14 protein-coding genes and 1 tRNA gene are annotated in these 12,627 nt (G+C 72.3%); 12 read left to right on the top strand and 3 right to left on the bottom strand.

Annotated elements, in window-relative coordinates:
- Positions 1-87: 87 nt before the first annotated feature.
- Genes ACFVQZ_RS30805 through ACFVQZ_RS30785 form a run of 5 tightly spaced genes read left to right on the top strand, consistent with a single transcriptional unit; the run spans position 88 to position 3,939 of the window.
- Positions 88-1,959, top strand: a complete 1,872-nt coding sequence (locus ACFVQZ_RS30805; RefSeq protein WP_383628015.1) for a sensor histidine kinase — start codon at positions 88-90, stop codon at positions 1,957-1,959.
- A 7-nt stretch (positions 1,960-1,966) separates the two neighbouring features.
- Positions 1,967-2,401 (top strand): roadblock/LC7 domain-containing protein, encoded by a 435-nt coding sequence (locus ACFVQZ_RS30800; RefSeq protein WP_030497240.1) that lies wholly within the window; start codon positions 1,967-1,969, stop codon positions 2,399-2,401.
- A 2-nt stretch (positions 2,402-2,403) separates the two neighbouring features.
- Positions 2,404-2,775, top strand: a complete 372-nt coding sequence (locus tag ACFVQZ_RS30795; RefSeq protein ID WP_107645518.1) for a DUF742 domain-containing protein — start codon at positions 2,404-2,406, stop codon at positions 2,773-2,775.
- Entirely contained in the window at positions 2,753-3,376 is a 624-nt protein-coding gene (locus ACFVQZ_RS30790; RefSeq protein ID WP_030497238.1) for an ATP/GTP-binding protein, read from the top strand. The genes ACFVQZ_RS30795 and ACFVQZ_RS30790 overlap by 23 nt, the downstream gene beginning before the upstream one ends.
- Positions 3,373-3,939 carry a GAF domain-containing protein gene (locus ACFVQZ_RS30785; protein ID WP_030497237.1) on the top strand — a complete coding sequence of 189 codons (567 nt, stop codon included), beginning with the start codon at positions 3,373-3,375 and terminating at the stop codon, positions 3,937-3,939. Before ACFVQZ_RS30790 ends, ACFVQZ_RS30785 begins: the two co-directional genes overlap by 4 nt.
- Positions 3,940-4,012: 73 nt before the next feature.
- On the opposite strand, the gene ACFVQZ_RS30780 is transcribed toward ACFVQZ_RS30785, so the two are convergent.
- A complete protein-coding gene (locus ACFVQZ_RS30780; protein WP_383628012.1) occupies positions 4,013-5,221 on the bottom strand; it encodes an acyl-CoA dehydrogenase family protein in 1,209 nt (402 codons plus the stop codon).
- 372 nt (positions 5,222-5,593) lie between these two features.
- On the opposite strand from ACFVQZ_RS30780, the gene ACFVQZ_RS30775 reads away from it, so the two are divergent.
- Positions 5,594-5,667: transfer RNA gene (locus ACFVQZ_RS30775), tRNA-Pro, on the top strand.
- A gap of 112 nt (positions 5,668-5,779) precedes the next feature.
- Here ACFVQZ_RS30775 and ACFVQZ_RS30770 read toward each other — a convergent pair.
- On the bottom strand, positions 5,780-6,085 hold the full coding sequence (locus ACFVQZ_RS30770; protein WP_383628010.1) for an AzlD domain-containing protein: 306 nt from the start codon (positions 6,083-6,085) through the stop codon (positions 5,780-5,782).
- Positions 6,082-6,852, bottom strand: coding sequence for an AzlC family ABC transporter permease (locus ACFVQZ_RS30765; protein WP_063835384.1), 771 nt, complete (start codon positions 6,850-6,852; stop codon positions 6,082-6,084). The genes ACFVQZ_RS30770 and ACFVQZ_RS30765 overlap by 4 nt, the downstream gene beginning before the upstream one ends.
- Before the next feature lie 75 nt (positions 6,853-6,927).
- Between ACFVQZ_RS30765 and ACFVQZ_RS30760 the strand changes: the two genes are divergently transcribed.
- The 6 genes from ACFVQZ_RS30760 to ACFVQZ_RS30735 all read left to right on the top strand — a co-directional run bounded on the left by ACFVQZ_RS30760 (position 6,928) and on the right by ACFVQZ_RS30735 (position 12,562).
- Positions 6,928-7,563, top strand: a complete 636-nt coding sequence (locus ACFVQZ_RS30760) for a CGNR zinc finger domain-containing protein (RefSeq protein WP_321193342.1) — start codon at positions 6,928-6,930, stop codon at positions 7,561-7,563.
- A gap of 236 nt (positions 7,564-7,799) precedes the next feature.
- Positions 7,800-7,985 (top strand): hypothetical protein, encoded by a 186-nt coding sequence (locus tag ACFVQZ_RS30755; protein ID WP_321193341.1) that lies wholly within the window; start codon positions 7,800-7,802, stop codon positions 7,983-7,985.
- The gene (gene kdpF, locus ACFVQZ_RS30750) at positions 7,982-8,071 is read left to right on the top strand and encodes a K(+)-transporting ATPase subunit F (protein WP_036416182.1); all 90 of its coding nucleotides are present in this window, start codon (positions 7,982-7,984) and stop codon (positions 8,069-8,071) included. Before ACFVQZ_RS30755 ends, kdpF begins: the two co-directional genes overlap by 4 nt.
- 8 nt (positions 8,072-8,079) lie before the next feature.
- On the top strand, positions 8,080-9,744 hold the full coding sequence (kdpA, locus tag ACFVQZ_RS30745; protein ID WP_383628007.1) for a potassium-transporting ATPase subunit KdpA: 1,665 nt from the start codon (positions 8,080-8,082) through the stop codon (positions 9,742-9,744).
- Positions 9,741-11,885 (top strand): potassium-transporting ATPase subunit KdpB, encoded by a 2,145-nt coding sequence (gene kdpB / locus ACFVQZ_RS30740; protein WP_383628005.1) that lies wholly within the window; start codon positions 9,741-9,743, stop codon positions 11,883-11,885. The genes kdpA and kdpB overlap by 4 nt, the downstream gene beginning before the upstream one ends.
- Positions 11,886-11,890: 5 nt before the next feature.
- On the top strand, positions 11,891-12,562 hold the full coding sequence (locus ACFVQZ_RS30735; protein WP_383628003.1) for a potassium-transporting ATPase subunit C: 672 nt from the start codon (positions 11,891-11,893) through the stop codon (positions 12,560-12,562).
- Positions 12,563-12,627: the final 65 nt, after the last annotated feature.

Genomic DNA, 12,627 nt, shown 5'->3' with positions numbered 1-12,627 from the left:
CAGCCCCGTACCCCGTATCCCGCACCCCGTACCCGTCCCCCCGTTCCCCTCAGTACGCCGAACTCCGGGCACGTACCAAGGAAACCCATGTCACAACTTCGCGCACCCGCCCCGCGGTCCGACCGCCGCGAGGGCGGGCGGCACGGCCGATCGGGCGCCCGCTCCACGACCACCGGCACCGCGGCCCGGCCCGCGACGGCCGCCCCCGCCGAAATGCGCATACGGCCCCAGTTGCTGCGCACCTCGGTCCTCCCCGCCGTCGCCGTCGCCCTCGGTGGTGCCGCCGCCGTCCTCTTCACCCTCCGCTCCACCGGCACCAGCCCGACGCCCGCCCTGTGGGCCGCGCTCACCGGTGCCGCCGCGATCACCCTCGCCTCCGTGACGGCCGCCGCGATCGGCGCCGACCGCGCCGCCCGGGCCGTCCTCGCCCGGGTCTCCGGCCTGCGCCGCGACGCCGCCCAGGACCAGAACGAACTGCGCGCGCTCATCGAGCAGCTGCGCCGCGGCGAGGACCCGGCCCCCCGGCCGGCGCTCCCCGACGCCCTGCAGGGCGACGAGTTCGACCGGCTCGGCGCCGAACTGGCCCGCTCCCACGAGGCGGCCGTCGCCGCCGTCGTCCAGGCGTCCCGGCTCTCCAGCAGCGTCGGCAACGAGCAGAAGGTCGAGGTCTTCGTGAACCTCGCCCGCCGGCTCCAGTCCCTCGTCCACCGCGAGATCCAGCTCCTCGACGAGCTGGAGAACGAGGTCGAGGACCCCGACCTGCTCAAGGGCCTCTTCCAGGTCGACCACCTGGCCACCCGCATCCGCCGCCACGCCGAGAACCTCGCCGTCCTCGGCGGCGCGATCTCCCGCCGCCAGTGGTCCAACCCGGTCACCATGACCGAGGTGCTCCGCTCCTCCATCGCCGAGGTCGAGCAGTACCCCCGGGTCAAGCTCGTCCCGCCGATCGACGGCACCCTGCGCGGCCACGCCGTCGCCGACGTCATCCACCTGCTCGCCGAACTCGTCGAGAACGCGACCGTGTTCTCCGCGCCGAACACCACGGTGCTGCTGCGGGCCCAGTACGTCACCGCCGGCCTCGCCATCGAGGTCGAGGACCGCGGCCTCGGCATGCCCGTCGCCGAGCAGAACAAGATGAACGCCCTGCTCGCCGACCCCGACCAGGTCAACGTCGCCCATCTGCTCCAGGACGGCCGCATCGGCCTCTTCGTGGTGTCCGCGCTCGCCCGGCGCCACGGCATCGCCGTCCGCCTTCAGTCGAACATCTACGGCGGCATCCAGGCCGTCCTCGTGCTCCCGCAGGGCCTCCTCGGCGCCGACCCGGAGGGCCTCGCCCAGCACGAGCTGCAGACCGCCGCGGTCGCCGGCGGCGGCACCCCGCCGCCGCTCCAGCAGCCGCAGCCGCAGCACGACCGGCCCCAGCAGGCCCACCAGAACCACCAGCACCACCAGACCCCGCAGCCGCAGCCGCAGCCGCTGCCGCAGTCCCAGCCCCAGCCCCAGCCGGCCGCCCACCAGGGCGTGCCGCCGCAGGTCCGGCCCGAGGCCCCCTCGGCGCCGTTCCCGCAGACCGCGCCGCCCGCCGCCGCCCCCGCACCCGCGGAGGCCCAGGCCCCGGCCGCGTACCCCTACCCGCACCCCGCGCCCGCGGCGCCGGACGCCTCCCCCGCGCCCGCCGCCCCCGAGCGCCCCGGCCCCCCGGCCGGCTACGGCACCGCCGTACCGTCCGCGCCGCCCGCGCCCCGCGCGGAGGCACCCGGCCGGCCCGACCTGCCCAAGCGGCGCGCCCAGGAGCACCTCGTCCCGCAACTGCGCGACGAGCCGCAGGCCCGGCCCACCGAGGACCACGCCCTGCACGACCCCGGCCTGATGGCCGCCTTCCAGCGTGGGATCGGCCTGGCCGAATCCCAGCCCACCCCCCAGGAGTCGCTGCGTCACGGCGACGCGCACAAGGAGTAGATACACGATGACGGGCAATGTGCCGAGCGGCCATTCCTCGGATCTCGACTGGCTGCTGAGCGGCCTGGTCCAGCGGGTCCCGTACACCCGCAGCGCGGTGCTGCTCTCCTCCGACGGTCTCGTGAAATCCGTCCACGGGCTCGACCCCGACGCGGCCGACCACATGGCGGCCCTCGCCTCCGGTCTCTACTCGCTCGGCCGCAGCGCCGGCGTCCGGTTCGGCGACGGCGGCGAGGTCCGGCAGGTCGTCGTGGAGCTCGACTCCACCCTGCTCTTCGTCTCCACCGCCGGTTCCGGCACCTGCCTGGCCGTCCTGGCGGGCCGGGAGGCCGACGCCGCCGTCCTCGGCTACGAGATGGCGATGCTGGTCAAGAGCGTCCGCCCGTACCTGGTGACGCCCGCCCGGCAGGCGGCCGCAGCGGCGGGTGGCGCCGGTCAGTGAACGTGTCTCCTCCGCAGGAAGGGCCCTGGCTCGACGACGCGGCCGGCCGGCTGATCCGCCCGTACACCGTCAGCGGCGGACGGACCCGGCCCACCGCCTCGCTCGACCTGCTCTCCCTGGTGATGGCGACCGGATCCGGCCTCCAGCCCCACATGGGCCCCGAGCACGGCCTGGCCCTCCGGCTGTGCGAGGGGCCCACCTCGGTGGCCGAGATCGCGGCGCACTTAAGGCTCCCGGCCGCCGTCACCAAGGTCCTCCTCTCCGACCTCGTGGACTGCGGCGCCCTCACCGCGCGGGCCCCGCGCTTCCACGCCAACCCATCCGACCGTTCCTTGCTGGAGGCAGTGCTCGATGGCCTACGACAGCGGCTCTGAACGCCATGACGGTTTCGCTGCCGACCCCTTTCCCACCGCACTGAAGATCCTGGTGGCGGGCGGATTCGGGGTGGGCAAGACCACCTTCGTCGGCGCGGTCAGCGAGATCGAACCGCTCAGCACGGAGGAGCTGCTGACCTCGGTCAGCGCCGCCACCGACAGCCTGGAGGGCGTGGAGAACAAGACCACGACCACCGTGGCCATGGACTTCGGCCGGATCACCCTCGACGACCGGAACGTGCTCTACCTGTTCGGCACGCCCGGCCAGGAGCGGTTCTGGTTCATGTGGGACGAGCTGTCCGCGGGGGCGCTCGGCGCGGTCGTGCTCGCCGACACCCGCCGCCTCCAGGACTGCTTCTCCGCCATCGACTTCTTCGAACGGCGGGGCATCGCCTTCGTGGTCGCGGTCAACGAGTTCGACGGGGCCTTCCGCTACGAGCCCGACGAGATCCGGCAGGCGCTCGACCTCCACCCCGAGGTGCCGATCGTGCTCTGCGACGCCCGGATCTCCAGCTCCGCCATCACCACCCTCCTCACCCTCGTCCAGCACCTCCTCAACTCGACCCCGGCCAGCGAGCCGAGCTTCGGAGTCACCCCATGACCTACGACCCGACGGGTCACCTCCTGCTGACCCCCATCGACAAGGACGCCCCCGACCGCGTCCGGCGGCTGCGCGAACTCGGCCTCGGCGAGCGCCCCGACCCGGCCTTCGACGAGTTCGCCCACCGGCTCGCGGAGATGACCGGCGCCCCGTTCTCGATGGTCAACTTCATCGACGAGAACCGGCAGTTCTTCGCCGGCCTGCACACCCCGGGCGGCTCCCACTCGGGCAGTGACCTCGGCGCCGCCGGGGCGGGCGGCGTCGGCCGGTTCATGGCGCGCGACCACGGCTACTGCCCGCACGTGGTGGTCCGCCGCAAGGCGCTCGTCCTGGAGGACGTCTGCGACTACCCGCGCTTCGCGGGCAACCCGGTCGTCGACGAGATCGGCATCCGCTCCTACATGGGGGCGCCGCTGATCGACCGCACCGGCGTCGCCCTCGGCACGATCTGCGTCGTGGACACCGACGTCCGGCCGTGGGGCCGGTCCGGTCTGGAGACCATCAAGGCGATGGCGGCGGAGCTCGTCGAGCAGATCCACCGCCGCGAGGACGGGGTGTTCTGACCCCTTCCGCCCGTTTCCGGGGCAGCGGTGAGGGCCCGTACGGCACAGGTCGTACGGGCCCTCGCGCGTTCCGTCACGCGGTGGCCGGCTCCGGCTCCGGGGTGCGGACCAGGTCGGAGAGCCGCTCGGACCAGCTGCCCTTGCCCTGGCCGAGGGCGATCTCGCCGAGCCGCAGCAGCTGGATGTCGGAGGTGCCGGCCGGCGCGAAGATGTGGTGGGCGTCGCGGAGGTAGCGCTCGATGGGCCGGTCGGTGAAGAGGCCCGCGGCGGCGTGGATCTCCATGGCGTTGCGCCCGGAGTCGAGGGCCGACTCGACGTTGACCAGCTTGGCGTTCATCAGCTCGGTGTCGCAGGAGAGGCCCTGGTCGAGCAGGTGCACCGCGTGGTACGCGGCGAGCCGGGCGGTCATCAGCCGGGACTGCATCTGGCCCAGCTTGAGCTTCACCGTGGGCAGCTCGGAGAGCGGCTTGCCGTAGCGGATCCGCTCGGTGGCGAAGCGGGTGGTCTCCTCCAGGATCGCCCGGTGGATGCCGAGCGAGACGGCGGTCAGGTTGGCCCGCCCGTAGAGCACGCTGGAGGAGTACGCGACGGCGAGGCCGTCGCCCTCGTCGCCGAGCCGGTTGGCGGCGGGCACCCGGCAGTCCTCGAAGATCAGCTCGCCGAAGCTGAAGCCGTGCAGGCCCATGGCCGGCTGCTGCGGCCCGAGGCGGAACCCCGGCCGGTCGGCCTCGACGAGGAAGGCGGTCAGCCCCTTGGAGCCCGGCCCGGTCCGGACCACGACGCCGTGCAGGTCGCCGACGTGGCTGTTGCCGACGTAGACCTTGCTGCCGTTGAGGACGTAGTCGTCGCCGTCCCGGACCGCGCTCGCCTCCATGCCGAGCACGTGCCCGCCGGACTCCGGCTCGGTCACCGCGATGGTCGGCAGGCACTCACCCGAGGCGACCTTCGGCAGCCAGGTCTTGCGCTGGGCGTCCGAACCGAAGTGGACGATCTTCGCGGTGCCGAGCTGCGACGCCTGCACCATGGCGCCCATCGCGCCGCTGACCCGGGACAGCTCCTCGATGATGATCGTCTTCGCCAGGTGTCCGGCGCCCATGCCGCCGTACTCCGGACTGATCGTGGCGCCGAGCCACCCCTGCTCCGCGATGAGCCGCGACAGCTCGTGGTGCACCGTCCGCGACGCCTCCATCTCGGCTATGCGGGGGCGCACCTCCCGTTCGGCGAAGTCGCGCACCGTCGCCCTCAGCCGATGATGGAGCCGGCTGCTGAAGTAGCTGTCCATTACGAGTCCCTCCCTGCGAAACGCCTGCCCGGCACGGTCCGAGCAGGTGGAGCATCGGCAGTGGTCCCGTCCCGAACAGGCCGACACTTCATGGTGTTGATCTTTACGAAGGGGATCAATATCGCGCCCGTCTTTGTCCGAAACAGGTGCTGTTGACGATCACTTCGGAATATGTTTGGTGCGATCTGGAGCCACGGAGTCCGCCGGGGCGGATGCGTCAAGGGGTGTCTTTCTGCCACATGCCACCGGCAAGGACCCCCTTCCGGCCACCGCCGGGCGTGACCCCCGTCAAACGGTTCGTGACCACCCGGCGAAGTGCGGTATTGTTCTCTTGCACGCACGGCCGGGGGAAACCCCAGGTCAGACGGGCATCGGGACGTGGCGCAGCTTGGTAGCGCACTTGACTGGGGGTCAAGGGGTCGCAGGTTCAAATCCTGTCGTCCCGACTGTGCGGAAACGCAGGTCGGAAGGCCGTTCTCTCATCATGAGAGGACGGCCTTTCGCGCGTCCGGGGTGTGGTGGGGGCGGCTCGGCCGCCCGTCCCGCGGGCCGGGACCGTCAGGTCAGTCTCCTGATGACGGCGGCGGTGAGGGCCGCGCCGACCAGGACGGCCGGCAGGGGGAGCCGGGCCCGGCGGAGCACCGGGACCGCCGCCAGGGCTCCCGCGAGGGCCGGGTCCACCGTCCGCCATCCGTCACCGGCGACGTCGACCGTGACGAGGCCGGCCAGCAGGGCCGGGGCCATGAGCGCGATCACCGCCCGGGAACGCGGCGGCAGCTCGCGCTCACCGAGCGCGACCGGGCCCGCGGCCTTGAGGGCGAAGCCGAGGACGGCGACGGCGGCGACGGCCGACCAGGGGGTCATCGGGTGGCCTCCGCTCCGGGCTGATCGTCCGTACGTCCGCGCGATGGGTCGCCGCGTCGCGCGCTCGCCGGCGGCACCGGACGGGTCAGGGCGACCAGGGACGCGCAAGCGGCGCCGATCAGCGCCGGCCCGGCGGGGAGGACGAAGGACAGGACGGCGGCGACGGCCGCGCCCAGCAGCGCCGTCGTCCGGGACAGGCGGTCGGCGCCCACCAGGTCGAGCAGCAGGAACAGGAACATGGCGGGCGCCACCACGTCCAGGCCGAGCGAGGCCAGCAGGTCCGGGCTGGGCGCCAGGTACGCGCCGAGTGCCGTGCCCGCGGCCCACAGCACCCACTGGATCGCGGTGGCGGCGAAGAGCACCTCGCGGTCGAAGCGACCGCCGCCGAGATGTGCGGCGGCCCAGGAGCCGTCCACCACCGCCTGGGCCTCCACGGCGCGGCGCAGCCGTCCGCCGCGGAGCGCCCCGGAGACGGACACCCCCATGGGCAGGAAACGCGCGTTGACGAGGGCGGCCGCGGCGACCGCCGACGCCACCCCGCCCCCCGCACCGAGCGTCGCCACCAGAGCGAACTGCGCCGAGGCGGAGAAGACGGCCATCGAGCAGAGGACGGCCCCCGCGAGGGCCCACCCCTGCGACTGCGTCATCGCCCCGAAGCTCACCGCCAGCAGGAAGGAGGCCGCCCCGAGGGCGAGGCCGACGCGGACTCCGGCGTGAAGACCGCGACGGGGTAACGCGCCCCGGCCCGGGGGCAGGTGAGTGACCATGCCCTCAACCTAACAGGCAAAGTCCTGTAAGCCCATTAGAATCGCATGAGTCGTGCGCGTGGCTAAGGTGGTGAGGTGACGACAGCCCAGGACGCGAGCGGCAGGGAACCCTCCCCCCGCGGGACGCATGCCGGAGTGGCCCTCATCGGCGGGCACCCCGTCCTCGACTTCGCCAACACGGTCGCGTGGCGCACGGATCCCGATCGCCGCGTCGCTCGCGTGACGGGAGCCGAGGCGTGGCTCCGGTGGGCGGTCGGCGTGGAGCTGCTGACCGCGCAGGAGACCGCGGCGCTCCTCGGCTCCGCCCCGCCGGACCCGGCCGGCGTCACGCTCCTGGAGACGTGGAGAAGCACCCTCTGGGCTGTCCTCGACGCGCTCGTCGACGACCTGCCCCTGCCCGCCGAGCCGTGGGAGAAACTGCGCCTGTCGATCGCGACGGCCCGCCAGGAGGCCTTCCTGGCGCCGGAGTTGCCCCTGCGGTGGCAGGTGCGGGTGACGCGGTGCGAGGACCTCGCCCACGCCCTCGCCCTGCGGGCCGACGAACTCCTCGCGAGCCCCGCCGACATCCGGCGGATCAGGCGCTGCGAGGGCCCGGGGTGCGGATGGTTCTTCCTGGACCGCAGCCGCAGCGGTACGCGCCGCTGGTGCAGCTCCGGCGACTGCGGCAACCGCGACCGGGCCCGCCGCCACTACCACCGCTCCCGCGCCTGAGCGGGCCCGGGGCCCGGGCGTACGGCCCGTCCGGCTCCTGAGCGCGCGGTGCTCGCCCGCCCGGCCCGCCGGCGCGTACGTGCGCGCCCTGCGCGCGGCCGGCGAGCGCGTCAGGGAAGCGTCAAGACGCGCCGGCCGGGCGTCGCCTTCCGCGCGCCGGGCCCGGCCGTGCTGCTCAGGGCATGTGCGGGGCGGCCGAAGCGCCGGTGCGTAGCGGGGGCGTCAAGAGGGGCGTCGTGGGCGTCAGGGAGGCGTCAACGGGGGCGGAAATCGGCCGGACGGGCGGTTTCCTCATCTCGTCAGAGAATCCGCCTTCTTCCTTCTTCCGGGAGTTCACGATGGCCGACGTGGCCTTCGTCGTCACCACGCTCGCGGTCTTCGCGCTCGTGGCCTTCATCGCCAAGGGGGTGGCGAAGCTGTGAGCGCCGAGAACATCGTCGGTCTGCTCGTCGCCGCCGGCCTGCTGGGATACCTCGTCCTCGCCCTCGTCAAGCCGGAGAGGTTCTGAGCACGGATATGAGTCCCGTCCTGGCTGGAGTCCTCCAGCTTCTGGCACTGGCCGTCGCGCTCGGTCTGTCGTACCGGCCGCTGGGCGACCACATGGCGAGGGTCTATTCCTCGGAGCGGCACCTGAGACCCGAGCGGTGGATCTACCGGGCCGTCGGCGCGGACCCGTCGGTCGGGATGCGCTGGCCGGCGTATCTGCGCGGGGTGCTCGCCTTCTCCGCGGTGAGCGTTCTGTTCCTGTACCTGCTCCAGCGGGTGCAGGGCGCGCTGCCGGGTTCGCTCGGCTTCGTGTCGATCGACCCGGACCAGGCGTTCAACACGGCCGCGTCGTTCGTCGCCAACACCAACTGGCAGTCGTACTACGGCGAGCAGGCCATGGGCCACGTCGTGCAGACCGGCGGCCTCGCGGTGCAGAACTTCGTCTCGGCGGCGGTCGGCATGGCGGTCGCGGTGGCCCTGGTGCGCGGCTTCGCCCGCTCCCGCACGGGCGAGCTGGGCAACTTCTGGGCCGACCTGGTCCGCGGGGTCGTACGGATCCTGCTGCCGATCTCCGTCGTGGGCGCGCTGGTGCTCGTGGCGTGCGGGGCGATCCAGAACTTCTCGGGCATCCACGAGGTCGGCCGGTTCACCGGCGGCGCGCAGCAGTGGAACGGCGGCGCGGTGGCCTCGCAGGAGGTCATCAAGGAGCTGGGCACGAACGGCGGCGGCTACTTCAACGCCAACTCGGCCCACCCCTTCGAGAACCCGAACGGGCTCTCCAACCTCTTCGAGGTCTATCTGATCCTGCTGATCCCCTTCGCGCTGACGCGGACCTTCGGCCGCATGGTCGGCTCGCTGCGGCAGGGGTACGCGATCCTCGGCACCATGGCCGTCATCTGGCTCGGCTTCACCGCGCTGATGATGTGGACCGAGTTCGCGGGCCGGGGCCCGGCCTTCGAGCTCGCCGGCGGTGCGATGGAGGGCAAGGAGACCCGGTTCGGCATCGGAGGCTCCGCGATCTTCTCGGTCGCCACCACGCTGACCTCGACCGGCGCGGTGAACTCCTTCCACTCCTCGAACACCGGCTTCGGCGGCGGGATCAACCTGCTGGGCATGCAGCTCGGCGAGATCGCGCCCGGCGGCGTCGGCTCCGGCCTCTACGGCATGCTGGTCATGGCGGTCATCGCCGTGTTCCTCGCCGGACTGATGGTCGGCCGGACCCCGGAGTACCTGGGCAAGAAGATCGGCACCCGCGAGATCACGTACGCCGCCTGCTACCTCCTCGTCACCCCCGCGCTCGTGCTCGGCTTCACGGCCGCCTCGCTCGCCCTGGACACCCCGGCGCACTCGATGACGAACTCCGGCGCGCACGGCTTCTCCGAGATCCTGTACGCCTACACCTCCGGCGCCAACAACAACGGCTCCGCCTTCGCCGGCCTGAACGCCGACACCCCGTGGTTCAACACCACGATCGGGATCGCGATGCTCCTCGGCCGGTTCCTGCCGATGGTGTTCGTCCTGGCGCTGGCCGGCTCGCTCGCCGGGCAGACGCCCGTCCCCGAGACCGCGGGCACCCTGCGGACCGAGAAGCCGCTGTTCAGCGGGCTGCTCGTCGGCACGATCGCGATCGTCACCGGTCTCACCTACTTCCCGGCGCTCGCGCTGGGCCCGCTCGCCGAAGGGCTCGCGGCATGACCATCGACGTACGGAAGCACGAGGACCCGATGTCCCCCTCCGCCCCTTCGGCCGCGGCGCGGGCGCCGCACGGCGACCTGTCCGGCGGGCACCCGCCGTCCGGCGGGGCCGGCGGCGGCCTCTTCGACCCGAAACTGCTGATCGCCGCCTTCCCGGACGCGCTCCGCAAGCTCGACCCGCGCGTCATGGTCAAGGCACCGGTCATGTTCGTGGTCCTCGTCGGCTCGGTGGTCACCACCGCGCTCGCCGTGGCGCACCCGGGCGACTGGTTCGGCTGGGCGATCACCGCCTGGCTGTGGCTGACCACGATCTTCGCCAACCTGGCGGAGGCCGTCGCCGAGGGCCGCGGCAAGGCGCAGGCCGACACCCTGCGCAAGGCCAGGACCGACACCGTCGCCCGCCGCCTCACGACGACGGGGGAGGAGCGGGTCCCCGGGACCGGACTGCGCGTCGGCGACCTGGTGGTCTGCGAGGCCGGGGACGTCATCCCCGGCGACGGGGACGTCGTCGAGGGCGTGGCGTCCGTCGACGAGTCCGCCATCACGGGCGAGTCGGCGCCGGTCATCCGGGAGTCCGGGGGCGACCGGTGCGCGGTGACCGGCGGCACGAAGGTCCTCTCCGACCGGATCGTCGTCAGGATCACGGCGAAGCCGGGCGAGACGTTCATCGACCGGATGATCGGCCTGGTCGAGGGCGCGGCCCGGCAGAAGACGCCGAACGAGATCGCCCTCAACATCCTGCTGGCCTCGCTGACGATCGTCTTCCTGCTCGCGGTCGTCACGCTCAAGCCGTTCGCGATCTACGCCGGGGCCGACGAGCAGACCTCCCTGATCGTCCTCACCGCGCTGCTCGTCTGCCTCATCCCGACCACGATCGGCGCGCTGCTGTCCGCGATCGGCATCGCCGGCATGGACCGGCTCGTGCAGCGCAACGTCCTCGCGATGTCCGGGCGGGCGGTCGAGGCCGCCGGAGACGTGTCGACGCTGCTCCTGGACAAGACGGGCACGATCACGCTGGGCAACCGGCAGGCCGCCGCGTTCGTTCCGGTGCGCGGGACGACGGAGGCCGATGTCGCCGACGCCGCGCAGCTGTCCTCGCTCGCCGACGAGACGCCCGAGGGCCGCTCGGTCGTCGTGCTCGCCAAGGAGAAGTACGGGCTGCGCGAACGCCACCGGGGCGAACTGGCCCACGCCACGTGGATCGAGTTCACCGCCCAGACCCGCATGTCGGGCGTCGACGTCGACGGCCGCAAGGTCCGCAAGGGCGCGGCCGGTTCGGTCGTCGCGTGGGTGAAGGAGCGGGGCGGCACCGTCGCCGAGGACACGCAGGCGCTCACGGACCGGATCTCCCAGGCCGGCGGCACGCCGCTGCTGGTGGCTGTGGACGACGACGAGGGCGCGCGTGTCCTCGGGGTCGTCCACCTGAAGGACGTCGTCAAGGAGGGCATGCGGGAGCGGTTCGACGAGCTGCGCCGCATGGGCATCAAGACAATCATGATCACGGGCGACAACCCGCTGACCGCCAGGGCCATCGCCGAAGAGGCCGGTGTCGACGACTTCCTCGCCGAGGCCACGCCCGAGGACAAGATGGCCCTCATCAAGCGCGAGCAGGCCGGCGGGAAGCTGGTGGCGATGACGGGCGACGGCACGAACGACGCCCCGGCGCTCGCCCAGGCGGACGTCGGCGTGGCGATGAACACCGGTACGTCGGCCGCGAAGGAGGCCGGCAACATGGTCGACCTCGACTCCGACCCGACCAAGCTCATCGAGATCGTCGAGATCGGCAAGCAACTCCTCATCACCCGGGGCGCCCTGACGACCTTCTCGATCGCCAACGACGTCGCGAAGTACTTCGCGATCATCCCCGCGATGTTCGCGGTGGCCTACCCGTCGCTGGACAAGCTCAACATCATGGGCCTGGCGTCGCCCGAGTCCGCGATCCTGTCCGCCGTCGTCTTCAACGCGCTGATCATCGTGGCCCTCGTCCCGCTCGCGCTGAAGGGCGTGCGCTACCGGCCGTCCAGCGCGGACGCGATGCTCCGCCGCAACCTGGGCCTGTACGGACTCGGCGGCCTGATCGCCCCGTTCATCGGCATCAAGCTCATCGACATGCTCCTCACCCTCATCCCCGGAATCGGCTGACGCTCATGAACAACTCCGTAGGAAACACCGGACGGGTCCTGTGGGCGGAACTCCGGGCCCTCCTCGTCCTCACCGTCGTCTGCGGCGTGCTCTACCCGCTCGCCGTCACCGGCATCGCCCAACTCGCCTTCCCCGGCAAGGCGAACGGCTCCGAGATCACGGACGCGAGCGGGAGGGTCGTCGGCTCTGAGCTCATCGGCCAGCGCTACGACCTGCCCCTCAAGGACGGCGAGGAGACCCCGGCGCCCGACCTGCGCTGGTTCCAGCCCCGTCCCTCCCACGGCCTCGGCACCAACTCCGTCAACACCCAGTACGCGATCGTCCTGTCCGGCGCCACCAACCGCTCCGGCGACAACGCCGACCTCATCCGGTGGGTGAAGGACGCCAAGGCCGCCGTGGTCGAGGACAACTCCACGGCCTCGTACACCGTGCGGCCCTCCGACGTGCCCGCCGACGCCGTCACCTCCTCCGGATCCGGCCTGGACCCGCACATCTCCCCGCAGTACGCGAAACTCCAGGTCCACCGCGTCGCCGAGCGCAACAAGCTCGACGTCGCCACGGTCGAGAAGCTGGTCGCGGACCACACCGACGACCGCCTCCTCGGCTTCATCGGCGAACCCCGCGTCAACGTCCTGAAACTCAACACCGCCCTCAGGGAACTGACGGCCGGGAGCTGACGGGACCGACGGCACCGACCCGACGACAGCGCGGCCGGCGTCGCCATGGACCTCCATGGCGACGC

The sequence above is a fragment of the Streptomyces sp. NPDC057854 genome, from assembly GCF_042797055.1.
GTDB lineage: Bacteria > Actinomycetota > Actinomycetes > Streptomycetales > Streptomycetaceae > Streptomyces.
This window is presented reverse-complemented; position numbering and strand designations above follow the sequence as displayed.